At 54.0% G+C, this 25,518-nt stretch carries 23 protein-coding genes; 8 read left to right on the top strand and 15 right to left on the bottom strand.

The genetic code is table 11. The features are described from left to right. Nucleotides 1–226: 226 nt before the first annotated feature. Both M2418_RS02720 and M2418_RS02715 read right to left on the bottom strand, forming a co-directional pair. Nucleotides 227–1,411 carry a benzoate/H(+) symporter BenE family transporter gene (locus M2418_RS02720; protein WP_259143754.1) on the bottom strand — a complete coding sequence of 395 codons (1,185 nt, stop codon included), beginning with the start codon at nt 1,409–1,411 and terminating at the stop codon, nt 227–229. A gap of 182 nt (nt 1,412–1,593) precedes the next feature. Beyond that, nucleotides 1,594–2,175: an ATP-dependent Clp protease proteolytic subunit gene (locus tag M2418_RS02715; RefSeq protein ID WP_192488388.1), complete on the bottom strand. Its 582-nt coding sequence runs from the start codon at nt 2,173–2,175 to the stop codon at nt 1,594–1,596. A 227-nt stretch (nt 2,176–2,402) separates the two neighbouring features. On the opposite strand from M2418_RS02715, the gene M2418_RS02710 reads away from it, so the two are divergent. Continuing rightward, on the top strand, nt 2,403–2,978 hold the full coding sequence (locus M2418_RS02710; RefSeq protein ID WP_259143751.1) for a HupE/UreJ family protein: 576 nt from the start codon (nt 2,403–2,405) through the stop codon (nt 2,976–2,978). Between the two features lie 97 nt (nt 2,979–3,075). Continuing rightward, nucleotides 3,076–3,843, top strand: coding sequence for a DUF2076 domain-containing protein (locus tag M2418_RS02705; protein ID WP_259143743.1), 768 nt, complete (start codon nt 3,076–3,078; stop codon nt 3,841–3,843). A gap of 18 nt (nt 3,844–3,861) precedes the next feature. On the opposite strand, the gene queF is transcribed toward M2418_RS02705, so the two are convergent. From queF to M2418_RS02680, 5 genes are all read right to left on the bottom strand, one after another. Continuing rightward, nucleotides 3,862–4,320: a preQ(1) synthase gene (gene queF / locus M2418_RS02700; RefSeq protein WP_259143742.1), complete on the bottom strand. Its 459-nt coding sequence runs from the start codon at nt 4,318–4,320 to the stop codon at nt 3,862–3,864. Then, nucleotides 4,317–5,234, bottom strand: coding sequence for a cation diffusion facilitator family transporter (locus M2418_RS02695; protein ID WP_259143740.1), 918 nt, complete (start codon nt 5,232–5,234; stop codon nt 4,317–4,319). Before M2418_RS02695 ends, queF begins: the two co-directional genes overlap by 4 nt. Before the next feature lie 136 nt (nt 5,235–5,370). After that, the gene (locus M2418_RS02690) at nt 5,371–5,784 is read right to left on the bottom strand and encodes a VOC family protein (protein WP_259143738.1); all 414 of its coding nucleotides are present in this window, start codon (nt 5,782–5,784) and stop codon (nt 5,371–5,373) included. An 18-nt stretch (nt 5,785–5,802) separates the two neighbouring features. Beyond that, nucleotides 5,803–6,483, bottom strand: coding sequence for a TIGR02117 family protein (locus M2418_RS02685; protein ID WP_259143736.1), 681 nt, complete (start codon nt 6,481–6,483; stop codon nt 5,803–5,805). Between the two features lie 72 nt (nt 6,484–6,555). Next, nucleotides 6,556–8,745, bottom strand: coding sequence for an anthranilate synthase (locus M2418_RS02680; RefSeq protein ID WP_259143728.1), 2,190 nt, complete (start codon nt 8,743–8,745; stop codon nt 6,556–6,558). Between the two features lie 277 nt (nt 8,746–9,022). On the opposite strand from M2418_RS02680, the gene M2418_RS02675 reads away from it, so the two are divergent. Further along, the gene (locus M2418_RS02675) at nt 9,023–9,862 is read left to right on the top strand and encodes an extensin family protein (RefSeq protein ID WP_259143717.1); all 840 of its coding nucleotides are present in this window, start codon (nt 9,023–9,025) and stop codon (nt 9,860–9,862) included. 86 nt (nt 9,863–9,948) lie between these two features. Here the strand turns inward: M2418_RS02675 and M2418_RS02670 are convergent, their stop codons facing one another. After that, entirely contained in the window at nt 9,949–12,222 is a 2,274-nt protein-coding gene (locus M2418_RS02670) for a TonB-dependent hemoglobin/transferrin/lactoferrin family receptor (RefSeq protein WP_259143715.1), read from the bottom strand. A 470-nt stretch (nt 12,223–12,692) separates the two neighbouring features. On the opposite strand from M2418_RS02670, the gene M2418_RS02665 reads away from it, so the two are divergent. Both M2418_RS02665 and M2418_RS02660 read left to right on the top strand, forming a co-directional pair. Beyond that, nucleotides 12,693–13,208 carry a TIGR00645 family protein gene (locus M2418_RS02665; protein ID WP_259143713.1) on the top strand — a complete coding sequence of 172 codons (516 nt, stop codon included), beginning with the start codon at nt 12,693–12,695 and terminating at the stop codon, nt 13,206–13,208. A 274-nt stretch (nt 13,209–13,482) separates the two neighbouring features. Further along, nucleotides 13,483–14,193: a LuxR family transcriptional regulator gene (locus tag M2418_RS02660; protein ID WP_259143711.1), complete on the top strand. Its 711-nt coding sequence runs from the start codon at nt 13,483–13,485 to the stop codon at nt 14,191–14,193. A 72-nt stretch (nt 14,194–14,265) separates the two neighbouring features. Here M2418_RS02660 and M2418_RS02655 read toward each other — a convergent pair whose 3' ends face one another. The 7 genes from M2418_RS02655 to M2418_RS02625 all read right to left on the bottom strand — a co-directional run bounded on the left by M2418_RS02655 (nt 14,266) and on the right by M2418_RS02625 (nt 22,120). After that, complete coding sequence (locus M2418_RS02655; protein WP_259143709.1) at nt 14,266–15,384, bottom strand: DUF2333 family protein; 1,119 nt, start codon at nt 15,382–15,384, stop codon at nt 14,266–14,268. Continuing rightward, nucleotides 15,377–16,675 carry a DUF6638 family protein gene (locus M2418_RS02650; protein WP_250981983.1) on the bottom strand — a complete coding sequence of 433 codons (1,299 nt, stop codon included), beginning with the start codon at nt 16,673–16,675 and terminating at the stop codon, nt 15,377–15,379. The genes M2418_RS02655 and M2418_RS02650 overlap by 8 nt, the downstream gene beginning before the upstream one ends. After that, nucleotides 16,672–18,594, bottom strand: coding sequence for an ATP-binding protein (locus M2418_RS02645; RefSeq protein WP_259143707.1), 1,923 nt, complete (start codon nt 18,592–18,594; stop codon nt 16,672–16,674). The genes M2418_RS02650 and M2418_RS02645 overlap by 4 nt, the downstream gene beginning before the upstream one ends. Before the next feature lie 4 nt (nt 18,595–18,598). Further along, entirely contained in the window at nt 18,599–19,702 is a 1,104-nt protein-coding gene (locus M2418_RS02640; protein ID WP_259144802.1) for a hypothetical protein, read from the bottom strand. A gap of 67 nt (nt 19,703–19,769) precedes the next feature. Continuing rightward, the gene (locus M2418_RS02635) at nt 19,770–20,858 is read right to left on the bottom strand and encodes a hypothetical protein (protein WP_250981985.1); all 1,089 of its coding nucleotides are present in this window, start codon (nt 20,856–20,858) and stop codon (nt 19,770–19,772) included. A 121-nt stretch (nt 20,859–20,979) separates the two neighbouring features. Further along, nucleotides 20,980–21,429, bottom strand: a complete 450-nt coding sequence (locus tag M2418_RS02630) for a pseudoazurin (protein WP_259143704.1) — start codon at nt 21,427–21,429, stop codon at nt 20,980–20,982. A 109-nt stretch (nt 21,430–21,538) separates the two neighbouring features. Beyond that, nucleotides 21,539–22,120 carry a thymidine kinase gene (locus tag M2418_RS02625; RefSeq protein WP_250981987.1) on the bottom strand — a complete coding sequence of 194 codons (582 nt, stop codon included), beginning with the start codon at nt 22,118–22,120 and terminating at the stop codon, nt 21,539–21,541. A 256-nt stretch (nt 22,121–22,376) separates the two neighbouring features. On the opposite strand from M2418_RS02625, the gene M2418_RS02620 reads away from it, so the two are divergent. The 3 genes from M2418_RS02620 to choV all read left to right on the top strand — a co-directional run bounded on the left by M2418_RS02620 (nt 22,377) and on the right by choV (nt 25,323). Then, entirely contained in the window at nt 22,377–23,333 is a 957-nt protein-coding gene (locus M2418_RS02620; RefSeq protein ID WP_250981988.1) for a choline ABC transporter substrate-binding protein, read from the top strand. Nucleotides 23,334–23,395: 62 nt separating this feature from the next. After that, nucleotides 23,396–24,280, top strand: coding sequence for a choline ABC transporter permease subunit (choW, locus tag M2418_RS02615; protein WP_250982397.1), 885 nt, complete (start codon nt 23,396–23,398; stop codon nt 24,278–24,280). Beyond that, nucleotides 24,277–25,323 (top strand): choline ABC transporter ATP-binding protein, encoded by a 1,047-nt coding sequence (gene choV, locus M2418_RS02610; protein ID WP_192488370.1) that lies wholly within the window; start codon nt 24,277–24,279, stop codon nt 25,321–25,323. Before choW ends, choV begins: the two co-directional genes overlap by 4 nt. The last annotated feature ends 195 nt before the right edge of the window (nt 25,324–25,518 follow it).

Below are 25,518 nucleotides of genomic sequence, written 5' to 3'. Positions count from 1 at the left end.
ATGTACAGAAATTTCGTATGAGGAGCGTTTGTGCCAGCGGGCTTTCGGCCGCCGGGCGCTCCTCACTGGACCCGGCAACCGCGTGTAAGGTCGAGGCTAAGAAGCGAGAGTGCACCGCATGGGCAAGCATTCGCAGAAATCTGCGCATTCATGCCGGAAAAGGTTGCGGAGCAAGTAATCATGCGTTCGCTTATAATTGCCGAAAGATTCTGATGCAAGCGCATCTTTAATTTTTCATTCGTTTCACGAAACGCGTCAAAACCATCATCAGGCCACCAGCCATCAGCCCCCAGAAAGCACCGGAAATGCCGCCGAATGACAGGCCGGAGGCCGTGATCAGGAAGGTGATCGCTGCCGCTTCCCGCGTGTCAGGTTCCCTAAAGGCCGCAACGGCAGAACCGGAGAATGCACCGACCAGCGCCAGTCCAGCCACCGCCTGAATGAGAATCGGTGGAGCAAGTGCCACAAAGGCCGTCACCACACCGGCCAGCAGACCGAGAATGATATAACCAACCCCGCCAATGATCGCCGCCCAATAACGGCGCTTCGGATCGGCATGGGCATCTTCACCCGCACACATCGCAGCAGTAATCGCCGCAAGATTAACAGCGTGGCCACCAAATGGCGCAGACAGCAGCGAGAAGAAGCCAGTCGTGGCAAACAATGGGCCGGGCTGCGGGTCATAATGATTGACCTTCAAAACCGCGATCCCGGGAATGTTCTGCGATGCCATGGTCACGATGAACAACGGCAATGCAATCGAGATCAGGGCCTGCAGATTAAATGATGGCGTTACAAATTCCATTGGAGGTTTCAGTGACTGTGAAATGCTGTCCAGTGCGCCAGGGGGAATATCGACACCAAAAACCATCACCAGCACAAAGGCCAGGAGGGCAGCCGGCACGGCAAACAGGCGCTTGAAGGCACCAACCACGATCCATGCCAATATGATCGGCAGACCCAGCGCCGGGTTAAAACCGATGGCCTTGATTGGCGCAAAACACAGGCCGATGATGACGCCGGATAACATGGCATTGGCCAACGGCGCTGGAATGGACGCAACAGCGCGGCCGAGCGGCTTGAAAAGACCTGCAATCATGATCAGCACGGCACAGATGATGAAGGCACCAACAGCAGCAGAAAACCCACCCTCAACCACGCCTGTCGTCGCCAGCAGTGCGGCACCGGGCGTCGACCATGCAATACTGACCGGTAGTCGGGTGGCGACCGACAAGGCAATCGCGCAAAATCCCATCGACACGGAAAGCGCCATCAATCCGGAGGCTGCCTCAAAATCCGTGGCTCCAACGCCTTTTAGCCCCTGCAACACAACGGCAAAGGAACTGGCAAAGCCAACAAATGCCGTAAGGCAGCCCATGAACAGGCTTTGAACGGAAAAATCTTTCAACATGGCAGGGACTCAGGACAGCGTGTGATTGTACCTATCACAGATCAAAAAAACGCATGAGACGCAAGGGAGCCCTGCCGGACAGCTGAAACGGACACGAAAGCTAAGCTACGGGTCGCAGAAAAACAAAAACCCGCACAGGTTTTTACCGGTACGGGCTTTAAAATGGCAGACAGTCGAACAGTTTACAGTTCGGACTGGTTTTCCACGATGCGGCTGGTCAGACCGTAGTCCTTAGCTTCTTCAGCCGACAGCCAGTAATCGCGGTCGATGTCCTTGGCGATCTTTTCTTCCGTCTGGCCGGTGGCCTTGGAGAAGATCTTGATCAGGCGCTGGTTCATCTTGATGATTTCGCGTGCCTGGATTTCGATGTCCGATGCCATGCCGCGTGTGCCACCAGATGGTTGGTGAAGCAGGAAACGGGTGTTTGGCAGGCAAAGGCGGCGTTCTTTCGGCACAGAAACATAGATCAGTGCGCCAGCCGATGCGACCCAGCCCGTACCGATGATCCAGACCTTCGGCTTGATGAACTTGATCATGTCGTGGATGCTGTCGCCAGACTCCACGTGACCACCAGGAGAATTGACGTAAACGCGAATGTCTTCGTCGCTGGCTGCGGCAAGTGCCACAAGCTGCGTGCAGACCTTCTGCGCCAATTCCTGGGTAATGCCGCCATAAATGAAGATAGAACGCGACTTGAAAAGATTCGCTTCCGTTTCCTTACCGATCGGCAGTTCCTTGCTCTTGTCGTCGTCTTCTTCGTTCATACACGGATCTCCAACGTAATTCGTCTGTCCTTCGGACATAGTGTGATTTGTGTCGTAAAACAATGAGCGAAAAAGACAAGGCGCAGAACTGTATAATAAACAGCACACCGGCAAATGGCGCATGGACAGCAAGTTCACGCTTACGATATCGTTAAAATCATACCGCTGCGCCGATTTGGGAGGAGCGTCCGCAGCGGCTTGATGCCATAAAATACTGAGAGGGAACAATGTTCAAACGTATTTCAATTGCCGCCGCAGCACTCGCCGCAACCACTCTGCCAGCCTTCGCCCACCTGAACCCCGAAGAACACGGCTCGTTCATGGCCGGTTTTTCCCATCCGCTTTTTGGTGCCGACCACATTCTTGCGATGGTTGCCGTCGGAATCTGGGCCGCACAGATTGGTGGACGCGCGCTTTGGGTCGTTCCATCCGCCTTCGTTGGCACCATGGCAATCGGCTTCATGACGGCACTTGGTGGCATTGATCTGCCATTTGTGGAGCCGGCCATTCTCGCCTCCGTGATTGCACTTGGCCTTCTGGTTGCCATGGCAGCCCGCCTCCCCGTCTCGGCCGCAGCCGCCGTGGTTGGCATTTTTGCGCTGTTCCATGGCCACGCCCATGGCGGCGAACTGGGCAGTGCCGGCGCACTTCAATTCGGCGTCGGCTTTGTTATCGCCACAGCGCTGCTGCATGTGGCTGGTATTGCTGCCGGTCTCGGTGTCAGCCGCCTTGGCGCAGTCGCCAGCCGTATCATCGGCGCGCTCACGGCACTTGCTGGCTTGACACTGGCCTTCGGCGGCTGAAGCATTACAAAAATTTAAACCTCCGGCAGCTTTGAAAAGTCGGATTTAGCGCCTACCTCCTTATCGATACGTTTCTTTGTTCGGTAAGGAGGCATACATGTCGCCGGAAGAAACCAGACTGCTCACCGCCCTGTTCGACAGGGTCAGAACCGCATCATCCACACCGCGAGACAGCGATGCGGAGATCTTGATTGAACGCGCCGTGCGGGATCAGCCAACCGCTCCCTATTATCTGGCGCAAGCGGTCATCGTGCAGGAAAAGGGGCTTGAAGCCGCTGCTGCTCATATTGCTCGGCTTGAAGAGCGTATTCATCAACTGGAATCGGGCAATGTCGATCCGCACCACACCCAGCAAGGTGGCTTCCTCAGTTCAATATTCGGTTCCAGTCAACCACAGGCAACAGCCCCTGCCCCAGCCGCCGCACCACCGACGACGAACTATCGCAATGACACAGCCGACCCAACTGCCGGTCCGTGGGGTCGCGCGCAAAGCCTGCAACCACAAGCACAACAACCAACTGGCCCATGGAGCCCGCAACCCGCAGCCCGTTCTGCGGGCGGCAGTTTCCTACAGGGTGCGTTGGGCACCGCAGCAGGTGTGGCGGGCGGCATGCTGCTCGCCAATTCATTGAGTGGAATTTTCGGCAATCACATGTCGTCTCTGGGCCTAGGATCGCCCGTGTCCGGCAACGCACCGGTCGAAGAAACCGTCGTCAACAATTACTACGGCAACGACACGCCAGATCAGACCGCAGGCGCTGACAACAGTGGTAATGACATCCAGCAAGCCGATGACGACAGCGACAATGATGACGACAGTGCAGACATGGATTTTGATTCAGGCGACGACGGTTCATTCGCCTGAACCCATTTTGCTCGATTGTCAGCCACGACCACGGTAGGTCGGCACGCCCTGATCCGGAAGCCAGACACCTTCCGGTACAGCACCCGTCTGCCAGAACACATCGATAGGAATGCCACCACGCGGATACCAATAGGCACCGATGCGCAGCCATTTCGGTTGCAATAGATCGACAAGCCGCTTGGCAATATAGACCGAGCAATCCTCATGAAATGCACCATGATTGCGGAAAGAATGCAGGAACAGCTTCAGTGATTTCGATTCCACCAGAAAATCGCCGGGTATGTAATCAATAACGATATGCGCAAAATCCGGCTGGCCGGTCATTGGGCAGAGCGATGTGAACTCAGGCGCGGTAAAGCGCACCACATAATCGGTGCCGGCATTGCCGTTTGGCACCTTTTCCAGCACGGCCTTTTCTGGGTTTTCCGGAGTGTCGACCTTGGTGCCGAGCTGAGACAGACCTGAAACATCGGTCATATTTTTTCTCCTTTGCGAACTTTTACCATGACGCCGTGTGCCTTCTCGCCCTCCGGTTCTACGTGGATGGCAAGGCTGGCACCCGGTATCACCTCGCGTATGGCATCTTCAAGGCGGTCGCAAATTTCATGTGCTTTTCCCACGCTCATCTCGGTAGGCACCACCAGATGGAAATCGATGAAAGCGGCAGCGCCTGCCCGGCGAGTCCGCAAATCATGTACGCCAACCGACCCGTTGGCATTGGCACTAATCGCCTCCTTGATCTGCTCTTCCTCTTCCGGTGTCACAGCGCGGTCCATCAAACCACCAATGGAATTTGAAATGACCTTCCAGCCCTGAAACAGGATGTTGATGGCCACCACGATAGCGAGGATAGGATCGAGGATCGCGTAACCGGTGAGGATAGCCAGCACCAGACCAATGAGAACGCCGATCGATGTCACCACATCCGACATGATGTGATGAGCGTCTGCTTCCAGTGCCGGTGACCGATACTGTTTGCCGACACGCATAAGGATGGTTGCCCAGACGGCATTGATGACACCGGCAGCAGCGTTGATAGCAAGACCAAGCACCGGCGCTTCCGGAAGGCGTGGTTCAAACAGCCCGGCCCAGGCTTCTTTGACGATCAGCAGCGCAGCTAATACGATCAGCACGCCCTCCACCACGGCCGAAAGATACTCCGCCTTGTGATGGCCGAACTGGTGGTCTTCATCGGCCGGCTTTTGCGCATAACGAATGACGAAATAGGCAATGAAGGCGGCGACCACATTGACGGTCGATTCCAGACCGTCAGACAACAGCGCAACCGAGCCGGTTACCCACCATGCAAGAAGCTTTAGCCCAAGCACCCCGATTGAAAGCGGAATGCCCCAAAACGCCAATGTTCGAACCAGCCCCTTGCCGTCACTCATGATCATAACCTCGTGCAGATGCGAGCGAATTGCAGAAAATTCGCCCCTGAAACGCCAAACCGCGCGCACGGGGTAGCGTGCACGCGGTCTGATTTTCATGTTCTATCGTTCAATCGTCTGAAAACGTCAAGTCTCGCTAGACAGACGCCTCGCCACCATCATTCTGCTCACAGAACCGTATTCGGTTGCTGAAGGGATCAGTGACCTCCATCTGCAATCCCCAAGGCAAAGTCTCAACGCCCGGCTTCATATAGGTGTAATCTTTCGCAATCAGCTCTTTCTGGTAGGCCTGAACACCTTTCATCACAACGAAAGTATTGGAGCCTGGAGATGCATCGCCATGATGGCCACTCAAGTGCAGGACGAGGCCTGCACGGGATACCTGCATGTAGAGCGGGAAATTGTCGCCAAAGCGGTGTTCCCAATCAAGCTGAAAACCAAGGAAGTCCACGTAGAATTCTCGTGCCTTGTCTTCATCAAAAATACGGATGATCGGGCAAGTGCGCTGAAAGGAGATGAAAGGCTGGTTGGCATCACGACTGTCACTCATCGGTCTTCCTCTTTCCAATCACGGTGCCGGCACGGCTGCGACATCATTATGCAAATGCAATGATGTTATCAGCAAGGGCGGCAAGGGCGTCCACCATCCGGTTTTGATACCCGCAGCACGCAAGGCAGCTGCCGTCCAGGTGTTACAGCCCAGCAAGGCGTTGAAATAACCATTGGCTTCGAAAAACGCATCGTCGGAGCCGTAGGATTTTCCCAAGAGTGGAACGGGATTATCTTGTGGCCTGGAAAAACTGGCCTCGATAAAGCCCAGCAGCGATCGATATCCGTTATCGGAAATGTTGAACGCCGTAACACTCGCATCCGCAAGGGGAATTTCGCCGGCAAGCGCGACATGCATGACCGACTGATCGAGTGTGAAACTTTTCAACACCGGCATAGGCTTCAAATCCGCCCAAGTTGGCGTTTCCGTGTAAAACGACCGCCCGCCCCAACCGATTATCAGATAACGAAGACCGGGTTGATCGATATCGAGACCATCGTTGCGCAGGAAACCAAAACGCGTCAGCAACTCAGCATCTACGGGAAGTGCGATATCCGTGTGGATGGGATTTTTCAGCACCAGAATGGGACGTGAATTTGCCGCGATATCTTCAGCGTGACCTCGCGGCAGCACTGTTCCGGCCGCAACCGCGAAAGCAATCAAAACCAGACCGATACAGAGATATCTGAGAAATTTCACGGCTGTGCATCACCCGGCTGGTTTGCAAATGAAAACGGCGGCGTTTTGTCAACGCCGCCGTCTGTAAGTGGCTTAAGCAGCCTTGGTTTTCGACCGGCGCGCCAGATGCGCAACCACGTTCTCGATCATCCGCATGCCGGCATCCTGCCCCAGCGTCATGATTGATTCCGGGTGGAACTGTACGGCAGCAACCGGCTCCTTGGCATGTTCGATGCCCATGATCGTGCCATCTTCGCTTTCCGCGGTGATGATGAAATCACGGTGCAGCGTCGCGGGGTCGGCAAAGATCGAATGGTAGCGGCCAACGGTGACTTCCTTAGCAAGACCTGAGAACACCAGACCAGGCTCCAGCACACGAATACGCGACGGTTTGCCGTGCATGGGCACAGCCAGTTGCCGCAACTCGCCGCCATAGGCTTCCGCCAATGCCTGCAAGCCAAGGCAAACGCCGAAAATTGGCAATTCACGGGCTCGCGCCGCCTTGATGGTTGCCTTGCAATCGAAGTCGCTCGGATTACCCGGTCCGGGCGACAGCACAACCAGATCAGGATCGAAGCGATCAAAAACTTCTGCTGGCACTGGCGTGCGCACAGTGGACACCGTCGCTCCGGTCTGGCGGAAGTAGTTGGCCAGCGTATGCACGAAGCTGTCTTCGTGGTCGACCAGCAGGATTTTTACACCGGCGCCGACCTTGGCAGCATCGCGCTTCGAAGCGGAAGAATTGGCAGCCTTGGCATCACGGATCGCCGCGATCATTGCTGACGCCTTCAGTTCGGTTTCAGCTTCTTCTTCCTGCGGGTTGGAATCATTGAGCAGTGTTGCCCCTGCCCGCACTTCCGCAATGCCATCCTTCACACGAATGGTGCGCAGGGTAAGACCGGTATTCATGTCGCCATTAAAACCAACCATGCCGATGGCACCGCCGTACCAGGCGCGCGGGCTCTTTTCATGGCTTTCGATAAAGCGCATGGCCCACAGCTTCGGCGCTCCGGTAACCGTAACAGCCCATGCGTGGCTGAGGAAGCCGTCAAACGCATCCATCCCGTCACGAAGGCGTCCTTCGATATGGTCCACGGTGTGAATAAGCCGCGAATACATCTCAATCTGACGGCGACCGATAACCTTGACCGAGCCGGGTTCGCAGACGCGGCTCTTGTCATTGCGGTCAACGTCCGAGCACATGGTCAACTCGGACTCGTCTTTCTTGGAGTTGAGCAGTTTGAGGATCTGCTCCGAGTCAGCAATCGGGTCATCACCACGCTTGATAGTTCCGGAAATCGGGCAGGTTTCAATGCGACGGCCGGATACGCGAACGAACATTTCCGGCGACGCGCCGATCAGATATTCCTGATGGCCGAGATTGATGAAGAAGGAATACGGCGACGGGTTGATGGCTTTCAGACGGCGCGACAGGTCGGACGGCTTGCTGTCGCAACGTTCCATGAACTTCTGGCCCGGCACCACTTCAAACAGGTCACCACGACGGAAGCTTTCCTTGGCCTTGACCACCAGTTCGGAATATTCACCCGGGCGATGATCGCCCTTTGGCGGAATAACGTCGGTTGGCTTGAAAGGCTCAGGGGCGATGTCTTCAGCCTTGCCAGCGGTTGTGACGCCAGCTTTTTCAAAGTCATACCGGTCAATCCATGCCTTGGCGGAATAGTGGTCAACGACCAGAATTTCATCCGGCAGGAACAAGACCATGTCGCGCTGGTCCTCAGGGCGCTGCAGCGACAATTTGATGGCATCAAACTGGAATGCGAGGTCGTAACCGAAGGCGCCAAACAGGCCGATGGCTGAATCGGCACTGGAATAGAAGAGGTCAACGACCGCCCGCAGAGCAGTAAATACCGTCGGGATTTTTGAGCGCTCTTCTTCGGTGAAGACACGGTCTGGTTCATTGACCACCAGATCGAGACGACGTTCCGACGATGCACCGAGCGTCAGATCCGGTGTCCCCGCCAGTTTTTCACGAATAAAGGAAAGCAGAACTTCACCGCGCCCATTATAGGCTTCGATCCACATTGTGCGACCGAGGCAGGAAATACCAAGTGGCGGATCGATGATTGCAGTGTCCCAACGGGTGTAACGACCGGGATATTCATAGTTGGAGGAAAACACTGCGCCGCGACGTTCGTCCAGCCGTTCAATATAGGAGTCGATTGCACCAGCATAATCAGTGGCACGACGCTGGCGTGTCACTTTCACGCCGCCTTTCGTCTCGTAGATTTCACTGCCATCATCCTGAATGATCGTTACCATTTCTTACTTCCCCGTTTGTTCAGACCCGATGGCAGGCGGCAAGATAACAAAAAAGCCGCCTGAGAATTCGGGCGGCTTGGTCGTCGTCTGAAGACATGACTGGTCAAGGCCGCGTTAGCTGCCCCACCACCAGTTACCGATGTTCTTAGACGTTGTGTTCATGGCGGCAATTGTTAGCGTGCAGAAAATCATATGGCAAGTGCTTTCCAAGCACGCAGTGAACCGAATGCGGGCAAAGGCGTTGACCCTTCACCGATACGAAGGAGTGCCCGGCAAAATGCCTCATCATTTTGTTATTCTGGCAGCGAGCGTGCTGCTGATCTCAGCCTCTAAGCCACCTGAAACTGTTCCCGTTCCACAACAGAAACCTGCACAGGAACAGAGCGAAGACACCAAACCCGTGGAAACCCCAACTGAGGCAGAAACGCCAAAGCCCCAACCTAAGCCAGAGGACAAGGAAGCGCCCTCACCTGCCACCGAACCCGAAAGCAAAGCTGAAGACAAAAAGACTGAACCTGAGGAAAAACCGGAAGCCGTTATTCCCGTAGAGCAGGAAAACCCTGAGGAATTGCAGGCTTGTTTTGCGGAACTCAAAACGCTGGGTGCCGAGTTCAAGACGCTGGATGCCATCAAGGGTGAAGAAAATGGCTGTGGCATAGCATCTCCTATTGAGTTGTCCTCTATAGGACAGGGCATCAAGCTTGATCCGCCAGGACCCATGCGCTGCGAAACCGCGCTTGCTCTCAGCCGCTGGGCAAAGGATATGCTGGTGCCAGCCGCAAAACTGTCGATGCCGGAGCGCAAGATCACCGCTATCGCCAATGCATCCACCTATGTCTGCAGAAACCGCAACAGCGCTGAAAATGGCAAGATATCCGAACATGCCAAAGGCAACGCCGTCGATGTCTCATCAATTGCTTTTGATAAGGGTGAGCCGCTGATTATGAAACCACGCGGTGAAGACGGCACCGTTGAAGGTGCATTTCAGCGCACCATCACCACGGCCGCCTGCCTGTTTTTCAAGACCGTGCTATCGCCCGGCAGCGACGCGACCCATCAGGATCACCTCCATCTCGATGTACTGGAGCGCAAAGGCGATTATCTCTACTGCCGGTAAGGCAAGAGACTGCCACAACCAATCAAACCAAAGGGCGGCGCTTTCGCACCGCCCTTTCTTTCCCCGGCCCCCGCCAGTTTTTGCGATCAGAATTTCTGGGTGAGAGAAATTTTGAATGAACGACCTGGTTCTGAATAGAACGCAACAGGCTGATTGGACGTCGACGCAGCTCCGCTAGTGCTGACATCACGGACACCTACAGCATTGTAGTAGGTCTTATCAAAGATGTTGTAGACACCAGCCTGAATGCGCAGGCCCTTGGTCTGCTCGGGTTCCCACCAACCCGTCAGATTAACGATGCCATATCCGGGAGCATCGAACGTGTCATACGCAAATGCTGGACCAGTAATCGGTATCACCCGTCCATCTTCTCTCATGCCACCTGACAAGATGGTCGAGAGATCCGCACCCCAGGTTTCCTGTTCATAACCGATACCGAGAACCGATTTGACCGGTGCAACAGTGCGGATGAATTCGCCTGTATCCTTGTCCTTGCCGTAAGAATAGGCAAGCGAACCATGCAGGAAGATGCCGTTTGCGAAGTCTTTGCGAGCACTGACTTCAACACCTGAAATCTCAACTTTGTTTCGGTTGCGCCACGTATAGAGGGTCGTTGGCTGCCCAATGCCACCTGGCGTCCCAAACACATCGATGAAATTCGAATAGATGTTGTGATACAGGGTGAGCTTACCCGTCAGATCATCACTCTGATAGCTCGCACCCATTTCAAAACCTTGAGAGGTTTCAGGCTTCAGGTCCGGATTACCAACGTTCGCGTAGAAGCTTCCATTCCGGAAATCAATGTACAGTTCATTGACCGTCGGGGGACGGAACGCCATAGACCACTGGCCAAACAGTTCGACTTCAGGCGTCAGCTGATACGTAGCGAGCAGCTTAGGCGAAATACGAATGCCATCCTGTCCATCCGGCAAACCGAAGACAGGGAAGCCAGTATTGTTGCTAAAGCCTGCGGATGCTTTTGGATCGTAGTCATACCAATCCAGGCGAGCGCCGGGTGTCAGCGCAAAACCTGAATCTCCGAAGGAGATACGGTCATCAAGATACAGACCGAGACGACGACCATCGACGTCTGGGATGTCGGACTGCGAAACAACTGTCGTTACCGGCACAACACGAATAAACTGTTCCGTTTGGAAGAACTGGAGGTTTCCACCAAACCGAACTTCGTGGTTCAGATTACCGGTGCTGAATTCGGACAACGCGCCGCCGGTCAAACCGATGGAGCTTTCTTCCATCTGGTTGTAACGACCATAATTCGTGCCGTTGTTGCGGCGGCCATAGGAGCCAGCGTCTTTGGCAAGCTGCTGCCAATAGAGCGTCAGATTTGCACTGTCGATCAGCGCATCGGCGGATGGCGCTTCATATTCATAATCCAGCGAGACGCGATCACGACGCGTATCGTCATAGCCCCAATAGTCGCCGACCCTGTTGGTTGACCCGGCAGTGCCAGCGGTAAACGTAGAGTTCTGCAAGGTTTTAAGATCGGTTTTTGTGTCGAGATTGAACCGTTCCGCCGTCAGACCTATGCGATGGCCACCTTCCAAGTCCTGACGAACCTTGAAAAGCAAGTTGTACTGATCGTAGTCGGCAGGATTTGCCTCGGTTCGGTTCACGCCGATAATGTCGGCCGTACCCTGATTTCTGCGCTCATGGCCCTTCTTGTAGCCACCTTGGAAAAGGACAGACGTATTCTGTACTTTTTTGGCGACCGCGACATTACCACCGAAGCTTCTGTCTTCGCTGTCATAAGTAAGCTTGGCAACGCCGCCCCAATCGCGACCCTCTTCAATCAGGTCTTCAGGCTCAAGCGTCCGCAACACCAAAGCACCACCAAGAGCACCAGGGCCAATGCGACTGGAATCCGAACCACGCAGAACATCCACGCGGGACAGCGACGAGAAGTCATAACTGTTATTGGTGTCACTCATGCCAGTCGTCGCAACGGTGCTGCGTGCATAGTTCTCAAAGAATGGAACTGGGATGCCATCGATCAATGTTGTAACGCGTGCGCCGCCGAGACCGCGAATAAACAGGCCACCTGTTTTACCAGGCTTCGACTCCACGAAATCAACACCTGGTTCCGTCGTATTACCGAGATCGCGGACGTTGCTGATTTCCTTCTTGCGGATCTGATCAGCCGTTGTCTGGCTGGCAAGTGGCGTGTCGGATGCAGCATTGGCCGCAGTTGCGCGCTTGCCCTTGACCACGATCCTGTTGAGAAGAGTGCTATCGGCGGATTGTGCCTGAGCAGCGTCCTGCGCGTAGGATGCACCGGAGGCGGAGAGCAGAACCATTGCTGTGCAGACAAGTAGTGCTGATCTGGAATGCCCAATTATCATTTACGTCCCCCTTTATGCAGGCGCACGGAAACAGTCGCTGCGACGATGGCGCAACGCTCTCCCACCCCTGTCGGAATATGCAAAAATTGGCGGTGAAACCGCTGTTACGGACGATTAAAAAACATGACTATTATAGTCAATATAGAAAACATGATTGAAAGTTTCATAATTAAATCTGGAATAAAATGTTGCCAAAACACAACAATGACAGTGCACCGGAACGCAGAATAACGGAAAAGCAATCGTCAATTACAGGTAGAATTACGTAGAAGCTGCAAGCGGCAAGCCGAAAATCAACCGACACGATAGTTAGAATATTAAAACAATCAAAAATATAACTCCTTAGATACTCTTGCCGTTCTCATATTTTTATCCGCTCATACTTGCGGATTTGCCGGGTGGCCCCTAAATGCCCGCTAATATTGAAAACCCCTATACTTGATCACCAAGCCATTATCGGAAGCCCGTCAATGAAATTGCTGGAACTCCTCGTAGAACGCATAATCCTCTCGAGCCGTTGGATTCTGGTCGTCTTTTATCTGGGGCTGGTCGCAGCTTTGGGTGTTTACGCGTTTTCTTTCGTGCTGAAATTCCTGAAGGTCGCCAAAAACGTCTTCACCTATGATGAAGCCGATATGATCCTTGCCATGTTGGGTTTGATTGACGCAGCGCTTGTTGCAAGTCTGATCGTCATGGTGATGATTTCCGGTTACGAAAACTTCGTCAGCCGTTTTGATGAGGCAGATGCGGAAGTGTCCTTCCTTGGCAAGCTGGATTCCGGCAGCCTGAAGATCAAGGTCGCCTCCTCCATTGTGGCAATCTCGTCCATTCACCTGCTGCAAATCTTCCTGAATGCCAACCAGTACACCGACAACAAGCTGATGTGGTTCACCATCATTCATCTGGCTTTTGTGGTCTCGGCCGTCATGCTCGGCTTCCTCGAGAAGCTGATGGCAAAACCAAAGGATCAAACTCCAAAACCATAATGGAGTTTGATTTCTTCAAAACTGGTTCCCCGGAAATGATTCTTCATTTTTTGGCACCGACAGGGACATTTTCGGTCGGGTCACATTTGACCGCCAGCAGTGGAAAATCTGTCAGACCAATTGACGTCTGATAACGCTCTGATATACCACAATAAATAAATCCCGTTTAAATCAGCGTTTCAAACTACCAATTTATCAGTAGCGTTTCAGCGTATTTCATATATTTGTTACCGTTAACATACAGGCAAATTGGCCCACCAAAGAAACCCTTTTAATGGCAGTTATCGAACGGCAATCGCAATTGAGCGAAGAGATATCAGCAGCCGACAGTCGTCCGGCTTGGCTGCTTGCCGTTCATAAGGTTGCCAAACAATTCGGGTTTGCCCACGTCTCGCTGATCATATCGCCGACCGTTAATGATCTGCTTTTGGCGCCGCTGGTTGTCGAAAGCACAATTTCGGCGCGGTTCGTCCGCGAGATCGACGCCCATCATTTTCTGCCGCTTTGCCCGGTTATTCCGCGTCTCAACCGTTCCCTGCTGCCGCAATTCTGGTCGGTTCATGACTCCGTTCCACCATTTCCGGACGAGATGCGGCGCATCATGACAGACTACGGCATTGTCTGCGGTGTGATGATCCCGATAAACGCGCCATCCGGCGAACGCTACATCATACGGTTCGATGGTGACACAACGCAGCCCTGCCAAAGCGTGATGAATGCGCTGGGCATGATCGGGCTGCACGCTTATGATGTCTATGACAGCATGAAGCGCAATGAAATGGCACCGGTCCGCACCCTGACCAAGCGGGAGCTTGAGGTGATCCGCTGGACAGCACAAGGAAAAACATCAGCCGAGATCGGCCAGATCCTCTCGCTGTCAGACCATACCGTCAATGCCTATATGAATAATGCGATCAAGAAGCTGGACTGCGTCAATCGTACGCAATTGGTGGCAAAGGCCATCCGTTCCAAGCTGATCAGCTAAGTCGCCAATCAAAAAAGTCTACCGGAAATAATGATCCTGCCACGGGTTTGCCCATGGCAGGATTTTTGATTTTTAGCGATCCAGAACCGAGCGCAGTTCGACAAGGTTGGAGCGAACACGCAGAACGTAAAAGCCCATTGTCGCCAGGTGCGATGGCATAAGCCAGCCGCTTTCCTCGCCGTTGGAAATGATTGCTGGCTGAATGCGCAGTGCCGCACGGGTCTGCACCAGCGTGTCATTCCACAGGGTCGTCAGGTTACGTTCACGGATAACCTGCGAGAAATCGGCACCGGCAGCAGATAGAACGCCGTAATAACCGTAAAGCTGGCCGTAAGCGAACCAGAAGCGGTCATCCGCACGAGTATCAAACCAGCCGCCATTATAGTTTTCCGATCTTTCACGCAAAATGGCAGAAGTCGAGCCAATGTCACCGGCGATACGATCGATGAACTGAATCAGGTTGTCGGCACGTCCATCAAATACGGCATTGCACGCCACCAGTTCAGCGTTGAATGCCTGGAAGCTGCGGATAGCAGAACGGTAATAGCTTGGTGTTGGCGTTTTGGGACCGAATGGATCAAGACCGAAATACCAGGAATATTCACTGAACTGCATGTTGCCACGCGCTTCCTGAAGATTGGCATTGATCCCCGAAGTGCCGCGAACGCGGCCCAACGTATCAACGAGCTCAACCGACGTACGGCGAACGGCCTGGTTCACACCACGCTGGAAGGATGCCTTATTGTCGAGAAATGGCGTATTATCCCAATCCATGCCGAACAGGCCAAAACGGTACAGCAGCATGGAGGAAATCCATGCATTCTGATTGACGTTAAAGTCTGTCAGATCAGCCGCAACATCGACGATTGCCGAACGCTGGCACGTGCGGGCCGCACCATCAGTGGCTGGCAATTCCTGCCCTGCCGGAACAGTTCTTTCAGCGAACTTATAGGCGGCGATGTAGTCTGGATCAAAATTGGTCCAGCGCTGTGTCTGAATGATGAAATAGCCGTAGGACACGACCAGCACAGCCAGACCCGCAAGGACGATGCCCTTCACTGTCCATGTGCGTTGATTGTACCAGCCATGCGCGGCCATGAAAGGCCACAGCACCCAGGCAACTGCGATGCCGACCCCTCGACCTATGGCACTGAAAAGCCGTTGGAAGAATGTGATGATCGGATCAAGCATGGTCATCTTCTCCTATGCCATAAAGTCGCTGGCGAAACTCTCTTTTGTCTTTCAAATATGTTCCGGTCAGTGTCGATACAACATACTCACGAAACTTTTCAGAATATCGCTCGTAAGAAGCATAAAAACCCTGCTTGTCGAAGATAAACCGCGAAACAAAGTCCGCTGGCACCATCTGGGCGATCAACCGGTTGACCAGCCATTGGTCGGCATGCTCGACGCGAGCACGCACCAGCATGAACCGCCATTCGGGTTTCACATCCTCCATCCGGATGCTGCCGGTGCTGGAAATCTTGCGCATCGCATCCTGCAAAAACGGATAGGCGCCGTTGCGGGTCACGGTCGCGCCATTCATGTGCAGCCAGGTCTGCATCCAGATCGGGTCTGCCATCAGCGTGCCAGCATCAGGTGCTGCATCATTGACAAGCTGCTTCAGGATCATGTCCGAGCGGTGCCTGAGCAGTCCAGAGGTTTCAACCCAGCTGGCCCGCGGCAGTTCTATCCGGCCGGTTTTTGCCAGGAAGTCATAAACTCGTTGGTGGTCATCAATGGCAATATAACTAACCTGCCACGGGCGCGAACGACGGAAACCCGGCGCCTTTGCGTCACAAATAACCGTGGTGTTGCGACCATCGAGGAAGATGAATACGCCGCCAAAATGATTGGCCCAGAACGCATCGTGGCGGAAAACCAGCTGGTCCGGCACCAGCCTGTTTTGGCGAATATCGCCCGTCAGCTTGGCGAGCTCCACCATGCGGTTGAGCATGTCGTCATCACGCCAGGCATTTTCGTCGCTTTGCAGCCGGTCCACCAGTTGCCGCAGTTCCGCCGCCTTGGCCAGCACGTTTTCAGTCGAAAACATGCGGAAACTGACTTCGTTTATCGACAGCAGATCCTCAAGGCTTTCAACAATAGAGACGCTGTCTTCAATTTCGCCAAACAATGCATCCTTGATGGTTATGGCATTGATTGAGCGGGTGTTTGCCGCAAAAAACTCATGCATCAAACCGGCGGTATTGGAAAAGCTGGTATGTACAACCGGCAGGTTTTCCTGCTCCGGCGTCATGATGATGAAACGGCGATTGACCCGGTTGGGGTCCAGATAGTCCTTGTCGCCAAGCTCATCGGCAATTTGCGGAGAAAAGCCGGTCATGTCAATTTCAAAGGCGTCGAGCGTGGTTTTACGCAGACCAAACCCTTCCAGCGCCTTGTTGTAGCGCTCGACCAGATGTGGCTCGGCAATTTCCAGCAACCGCCCGTAAATCAGTTCTGTTTCCAGCAGACGGTTCATTGCGACCACCGTCCGTCACGTTTCATCGCCTCGATTTCAGCAATCGCCTTCTCACGCTGACGTTCACGGCGGATGATATCCGTCACCGCCGCATCGTCGGACTTATCGGTGTAGCGGAATTCGCTGTCAGCGTAACGATTGATCTCCTGAAGGATCATATCCATCGTCACCGGGCCACGCAGTTCGGCAATCATCGCTTTCTTGTCATCATAGGACTTGTGCATGAAAGCATCAGGCGTTTCAAACCAGGCATCCGGCAGTTCCACGTCCATCGCACGCATCTTGATTGCGTCGGTAATGTTCTTGATGGCACGACCGGTAAAGCGCGGCTCGGCCAGCTTGATCATATGCAGATAAGCACCGATATCAGCCAGCGTCTGAATGCGGCCATGTGTTCGCTCATAACGTTCCCAGACGGCAACCAGACCGTCTTCTTGCGGCTGGCTGTGTTTTTCATAAGAGCCGGACACGGCCTTCTTGATTTCCTGATCGGCAAACAGCGCGTGCTCGCCCAGCGGAATGGAGTGGTTCTTACCAACCAACAGAGAGAAGATATCAATGTAGTCATGCTCGGTCTGTGGGCCATCCACCAACCAGCGCGCCCCTGCCCGCTGGCGCAGCGCGTCATCCACATTCTCAGGATAGTTGGAGAACATGCCGAAAGAGCAATTGCCGCGAACGACCGTCGAGGCACCGGCAAAACTCTCCATCAGTACTGCTGTCACTTCATGCTGACCGGCAGAGGCGCGGTCATCAGAACGTTTTGCTGCAACCTGGTCGACATCATCAATGGTACCGAAACCGATAGCACGTGGGTTCATCACATTGTTGATGAACGCCTTAGCGTTTTGCCCCGACTTGCCCTGATAGGACGAAATCTGGTCCACGCCGAAGTTTTCGTAGTGAAAGGCGTAACCGGCAACTTCACAATAATCGTTCAACATGCCGGCCAGCATCTGGATCAGAATGGTCTTGCCCGTACCCGGCATGCCGTCACCGATGAAGGTGAACAGAAAACCACCCAACTCGACAAACGGGTTCATCTGCCGGTCGAAATCATAGGCCATCATCATCTTGGCCAGTTTCAGCGCCTGATATTTGGCAATGTGGTTGCCAATGATTTCTTCCGGCTTTTTGAAGCTCATCGAAAGCGACTTGCGCCTTTCTCCCGGCGTCACATCAAAACCATCAAGCGTGAAATCATCCTGATCCACACGGATATGGTTGTTCTCAAACACCGAAAGCGCCGCAAAACGTGCCTTGCGCGTCAAAAGCCCCTGAATGGCGTCCCGGGCAAAGGCCCGGCTGCGCGCCACAAGGGCGGCCTCGTCTGTGGCCCCTGCCAAACCTGCATCCAGCCCGGCCAGCATGCTCTTCATCGCATCCTGCGGTGTATCGAACAGGAAGTCCGGTTCTCTCGTATCGTCAACCGGCTCACCGTCACCCGGCAAGGTCGAAAGCAGATAAGCACCCAGCGTAAACGCCGCAACGTAGGACGAAGCGGAAAGCAGCGCCTTGAGCTGCTCGGCATCGGCGCCGGACAATGGCGCAGCACGATTGCGGGCCTGCAACTGTTCCAGCGCCGTCTGTCGCGCAAATATATCCGCCACGGCCAAGGCAATCTGCACACCACGCCGCGCACGGTAAAGCACCGTGTGCTGCAGCGGAGAAAGCATTGGATCAGATGACTTTACCGCCTGAATAGTCCGCGCCAGTTCCACTTCACGGGTACTGCGCACCGAAGTCGTCGACACGGTTGAAACAAACCGCCTGCCGGTACCGGCCAAAGCAGTACCACTGCCCTGTCCGTTGCCACTGTCCAGCACGATGAATTTTGTCACCAGACTTTGTGCAAGGGTCAGATGGCTGGCAATCTCATTTTCATGGATAGTCGTCAGTCCGGCATTCAAACTGTTCATCGGATCAAACCTCGCTTACCACCTGACGACCGGAAATTACGTGAACCTTGTAATTGCCGAAGATTGCGGTTGCCTCACCTGCGGCATAGAGCGCCTGATACGCTTCATGCGGCACCAGCGCGTGTTTTTCGTAAGCGCTTACACCCATGCGCGCCGCTTCCAGATCATTCGTTTCGATATGGAATTCCTGAACGGCCGGCGTGGAAGAGAAAAAGCCACGCGATGCCGGACGTTCGTTTTTCGAGAATATCTCCTGCATCGTCCAGCTCATCAGCCAGGCATTTTCATCCCTGCGAACCTTGGAGAGAATGTCGTTGATCCGGGCATTATTTTCAGTAATGCCGGACGAGTAGAACGGGCCAAGCACGATACGGCGCAACAGCTTGGGATGCAGCGTCTCGAAATCTTTGTCGAGATTGGACGCAATGGTTGCAGGCGTTAAACCATAGGCTCCGTTGCGGACAATAAAATCGTCAAACCGCGTCGCCAGTTCCGGGTTCAGCAAACCACCGATTGGCAAAGGAATATCGACATCTTCTCGCAACTTGCCATCCGGTCCCACCAGCAACCGGTCGACATTTTCAGACGAATCCTCAATGGTGGCGATATAGATCATCGGCAGTGTCTGCGGTCCGTCGAACACGCCCCACGTCACCACATAAACCGGACGAGAATTTTGAGGATTGACTGACACATGAATGGTTTCGGGTAACACGAAGGGTGAGAATATCTCACCTTTACGGATTTGCTGCAGGTAAAGCCGTTCAGCCATCTGCGTTTGCAGCGTTGCCGGGAATTCCCTGTGGCGCAAAATGAAATCGGCCATTTCGCTGCGCAGAACATCGGGTTCCGGAATGGAAGCCAGCCGCTTTTCAGCACCATTGCGATCGTTTTCCAGTTCCAGAACACTCTGGAAAACCGGGAAGCCGCTTTCAGCTCGCGAAATGCGAAACTGCTCCATGAACCCGACCCGGTTCTGCCAGCAGGTGAAGGAGTTTCTCAGCCGTTCAATGTAAGGCAGCAACAAACGCCCCGCCAACCCGCTGCCCGGAAGCATCAGGTTGGGTTGCGAAAAATAAACATCCATGCCGTTCAGCGCCGCGGCCATGGTATTGAAATACTGCGTCACTGCGGCATTGTTGGCGGAAGGTAGCAACGGAACACCCCAGCTTATCTTACTGCTTCACGTAGTTAGCCGAATTGTGCTTGTCGAGTACGGCCTGGAAACGGCGCGAGAACGCTTCGTCTGCCAGCTTCTTGCGGCGCTGGATATCCTGGGTCGAAAGCATGTTCTTCTCATGCATTTCCAAGAGATCGCCAATATGACGCTGTGCGGCAGAGCCAATACCCGCCATTGTTTCCGCAGCGGCCGCATCCACCTGCGTCCCGAGCGTGTTGATCTTGTGCGCAACGTCCTGCTGGGCGGCGGTCTTCAAGCTGTCCTCAAGCGCCTTGTAGAGAACGATACGCTGTTCGGTATCGATGGTCAGCTTGTTGATCAGCGTATTCTGCGCGGCAATCTGGTTGTTGAGCGAATCCACGAAGGTCTGGAACATCGAGGTGTAACGCTCCAGCGTCTGGCTCTCGGCCAGAAGTTCCTGCTCTTTTGCCTGCGCAAGATTATATTCCGTGGCAAGCTTGGAGCGCTGACCCTCAAGTTCTGTGCGCTGCGACTGCTCGGTGGAGGCTGCAATCTTGTTTTCAATATCAAGCAGCGCCGGGTTCAACTGTTCAATTTGCTTCTGGGTCGCTTCCAGCAATGCGATCGTGCCCTTGCGACGCTCGATCACCTGCACAAGGCTTGCCTCAGACGAAGAATAACGCTGGTCGAGAACGCTCTTTTGCTCTTTCAAAATGCCGACAATGCTGTCGGACTTGGACAAGAGTTCCTGAAGATTACCGGCCAGCGACATGTTGCGAACACGCTCGGTGCGCATGCGCTGGGCCTTCTGCTTTGAGAAAACGCCGATAAATTTTTCATAACCGGTGTAGTTCTTCATGCTTTCGAATTCGCTGCCAAACACGTTGGTCGCATCCTCAAGCCCGATGATGAGGTCGGCAATGTTTGCTTCCATCACCTTCTGCTGGGTCAGAACGTCCTGAATACGCGCATTTTCAATATCGAAATTCACATCGCCAAGCTTGGTGTCTGCCTTGGAGAACTGATCGAGCACCACGCCCGACTGCTCAAGTTTCGCACGCATGTCGTTGACCGCAACTTTGGTCTTTTCGATTTCGGTATCGAAGGATTGCAACGTAGCCATATGAGTTTCTCTCCCCAAACGATGAACAGCAAAAAGGCCGCCTTTCAGATTGAAGGCGACCTTATAGAAAATATCAGCTTTGGAAACTGCAAATTCAAGAGATTGCAGTTAAATCACAAACTTAGAGGCCGAGATTGGCAATTTCTGCATCAAGACGTTCACGTGCCTTCTTTGGCAGTTTACCGGTCTTGATGGCGTCGAGGTTTGCTGGCGCATCACCGGCAACGATGAGTGCAACCATGCCCATGCCAAGGTGCGGGGTGCATTTCACGACGAAAGCGCCTTCCTTGTCGATGGTCACTTTCAGCGTTTCGTTCATCTTGCCTTTGAACTCGGTTACACCTTCAGGGATCATACCTTTAACGGCTGCTGCGTCATGTCCTTTGTCGACCGGCACGAACACGATGACGTCGCCGACATTGGCCTTAACGGCCTGCGGCTCGAACACCATGGCGTCGCCATTAGCGCCCTTGTTCAGCATCTTGACTTCAATTTCGGCGGCGAGAGCCGGAAAGGCGAACAAGCCGGCAACGGCAACGGCGCTGACAAGACGAAGGAATTTATTTTGCATCTTTTGCACTCCTGAGCGAAGCCGCACCCTGCGGCGTTGAGTGCGTGATACCGCGAAGATGCTGTGCACTCTTTGACCAAAATCAAACACAGAAAACTATATGCGGCGCTCAGCTTTCCTTGACAGCCTCCACCCAGTGGCGACGGCAGAAGGAAACATATTTCTCATTGCCACCGACATCGATCTGCGCACCTTCCTTGATGACCTGGCCGGATGCATCATAACGGGCAACCATTGTCGCCTTGCGGCCGCAATGGCAGATGGTGCGGATTTCACGCAACTCATCGGCAATGGCCAGCAATTCCTTCGAAGATGGAAAGAGCTTGCCCTGAAAATCGGTGCGCAGGCCGTAGGCCATCACAGGGATATTCAGCTTGTCGGCAATATCGGCCAACTGCCAGACGTGATGTTCGGACAGAAAGTTGGCTTCATCGACAAAGACACATGCCACAGCCTCTTCAGCATGGAGTGTCTTCACTTCTTCGAAAATGTTGGTTTCAGGGTAAAACAGTAGCGCATCAGAGCAAAGTCCGATTCGCGATGCGACCCGGCCGACGCCTGCGCGGTCATCGAAAGAGGCGGTAAAAATCAATGTGCGCATGCCGCGCTCATGATAATTGTATGAGGCCTGTAGCAGCATGGTCGATTTGCCGGCATTCATCGCGGCATAATTGAAATAAAGCTTGGCCATGTCGTCTCCGGCTGAAATGTAACAAGGCGCCAACACGCCAGATATTCGTCTGCGTAAGGCTTTTGGCGTCCCACAACCGGAATGGGAAGCGCAAAGCATCAAAAACCACAGGATTTATCGGCCAGTTTTGCTAGCAAAATGTTATGCACGGCAAATCATGTCGCAAATAAAGTGAGCCCGCACGCAAATGCGCATGAGTTGATTGTGTCGGGCATATATTGATAATGGCACGGGAACAAAAAACAGGGAGTACACAATGCTTGTCAACAAAAGGCGCTGTCTTGCCCTCGCCGCGGCAGTTTCAATCTTGGCTTTTGGCGGCGCAGGAGCCCAGGCGGCAGAGCCTGAAAGCTGTGCAACAGTTCGTTTCTCCGATGTCGGCTGGACTGACATCACCGCAACAACCGCAACAGCTTCTGTTCTTCTGAAAGGCCTTGGCTACCAGACCGACGTGAAGATCCTCTCTGTTCCAGTCACCTATACCTCGTTGAAAAACAAGGACATCGACGTTTTCCTCGGCAACTGGATGCCGACAATGGAAGCCGATATAGCGCCTTTCCGTGACGACAAGTCCGTGGAAACAGTGCGCGAAAACCTGGCAGGCGCGAAATACACGCTCGCCACCAATGCCAAGGGCGCCGAACTCGGCATCAAGGACTTCAAAGACATCGTCACCCACAAGGACGCGCTTGAAGGCAAAATTTACGGCATCGAGCCAGGCAATGACGGCAACCGCCTGATCCTCGGCATGGTCGAGAAGGACACATTCGGCCTGAAAAGCTTCGAAGTGGTGGAATCCTCCGAGCAGGGCATGCTGTCCCAGGTGGCACGCGCCGACAAATCCGGCCAGCCCATCGTCTTCCTCGGCTGGGAGCCGCACCCGATGAATGCCAACTTCAAGCTGACCTATCTCTCGGGCGGCGATGATGTATTTGGCCCGAACTTCGGTGGCGCTACCGTGCACACCAATGTTCGCGCCGGTTACACGCAAGAATGCGCCAATGTCGGCACGTTCCTCAAGAATCTGCAGTTCTCTTTGCCGATGGAAAACGAGATCATGGGCAAGATTCTGAACGACGGACAGGACCCGGAAGCTGCCGCAACCGCATGGATGAAAGCCAATCCGACAGCAATCGAACCATGGCTTGCCGGCGTCACCACCTTCAAGGGTGAAGAAGGCCTGCCTGCTGTAAAAACTGCTCTCGGCCTCTAAAAAACGCTGGATGGAAATCCTGTTGAAATTATAACCGGCCATCGCGGTATGGCCGGGTTTTTATAAGATATTTTATCACGAAAGGCTGTCTTTCTGTGGAATGGATCAGCGCATCTGAAAACCGTCTTCCTGTCGGACGTTATGCAAAAGACGCGATCGACTGGCTGACGACAAATCTGGCTTTCTTTTTTGACTGGCTGTCCTTCATCCTGAAGAGCGTCGTTGATGCGTTGCTGTTTGTTTTACAGGCGCCGCATCCGTTGCTGATCATTGCCATCATCACCGCGCTGTCCTGTTGGGTGCGCCGTTCGATTGGCGTACCGCTGTTTACGGCGCTCGGACTGCTGCTGATCGTCAATCTCGGCTACTGGAAAGCCACCACAGAGACACTTGCACTGGTTCTGGCCGCAAGCGTTGTCTGCATGAGCATCGGTGTGCCGCTCGGTATTCTCGCCGCCCGTCGCAAATGGTTCTACGTTATCTTGCGTCCGGCATTGGACCTCATGCAGACCATCCCGACCTTCGTCTATCTTATTCCGGCGCTGATCCTGTTCGGGCTTGGCATGGTGCCCGGCTTGATCGCTACGGTCATTTTTGCCATTCCGGCCCCCATTCGTCTGACCCGGCTCGGCATTATCTCGACGCCGCCTGCCCTGGTTGAAGCGGCCGTCGCGTTCGGCGCGACACCGGCGCAGGTGCTGCGCAAGGTCGAACTGCCTTTTGCCATGCCGCAGATCATGGCCGGCCTGACGCAAACCATCATGCTGTCATTGTCCATGGTGGTCATATCAGCACTGGTGGGCGCCAACGGCCTTGGCGTTCCCGTCGTCCGCGCATTGAACACCGTTAATATTGCCATGGGCTTTGAGGCCGGTCTCTGCATCGTGATCCTTGCGATCATTCTCGACCGTCTGTTTCGCCTTCCAGGCTCGGAGGACGAGGCATGAGTGACGCAATCATCTTCGGCAATGTCGATATCATCTTTGGTGACAAACCGGAAAAGGCCCTTCCCCTGATCGACCGCGGCAAAAGTCGTGACCAGATCAACCGCGAAACAGGTCTTGTGCTGGGTGTCGCCAATGCCTCGCTGAGCGTCAAGGAAGGTGAAATTCTCGTCCTGATGGGGCTGTCTGGTTCGGGGAAATCCACCTTGGTGCGCGCTGTAAACGGCCTGGCACCGGTCGTGCGCGGTAATGTCAGCGTTCGCACCGACGATGGTTATGTCGATCCTTACAAGGCATCGCCGCGCGTACTGCGCGCGTTACGCACGCACACTGTGTCGATGGTATTCCAGCAGTTCAGCCTGCTGCCCTGGCGCAATGTTGCAGATAATATCGGCTTTGGTCTGGAACTGGCCAATGTGCCAGAAGCAGAACGCAAACAGCGCGTCGCCGAGCAGCTTGAACTGGTCAAGCTTGAACAATGGGCAAACCGCAAGGTTGGCGAGCTTTCCGGTGGAATGCAGCAGCGTGTTGGCCTTGCCCGCGCCTTTGCAACAGGCGCACCAATTCTGTTGATGGACGAACCGTTTTCCGCTCTCGATCCACTGATCCGCAGCCGCCTGCAAGATGAACTGCTCGAATTCCAGAGCCGCTTGAAAAAGACCATCCTGTTTGTCAGTCACGATCTCGACGAAGCATTTCGTATCGGCAACCGTATTGCCATGATGGAAGGTGGCCACATCATCCAGTGCGGCACACCGCAGGAAATCGTCAAAAATCCGGCCACCTCCTATGTCGCCGACTTCGTGCAGAACATGAACCCGATCTCGATGCTCACCGCAGGTGACATCATGAAGCCGGGCATATCGGAGCAGACAGGCAAACGTTCGATTTCCGGCACGGCGCGCGCCTCCGTTCCGCTCATCGACATTCTCGACGCTTTGAGCAAACATCCGGGCATGATTGGCGTGGTTGAAAACGGCGCCATCATTGGCACGATATCAGCAGATGATGTGGTGAGCGGACTGACACGGCACCGTAATCGCTAACGGCGTGACACTGATTCGCAGGTGATTCCACATCAGGACGCGACGCTCTCTGGAACATGTGACATGTCTTTTTTATTATCAATAAAAAGAATATACGCAAAAATTCGCAGTTGTAACGTTTCAGTAGATGAAATGACCTAGCTGGAAAAAATCACATAATTTGTACACCGCACCGGATGAAACCGGCAAACCCAG

Origin of the sequence: Rhizobium sp. BIGb0125 (assembly GCF_024810055.1) — a bacterium.
Taxonomy (GTDB): Bacteria; Pseudomonadota; Alphaproteobacteria; order Rhizobiales; family Rhizobiaceae; genus Agrobacterium.
This window is presented reverse-complemented; position numbering and strand designations above follow the sequence as displayed.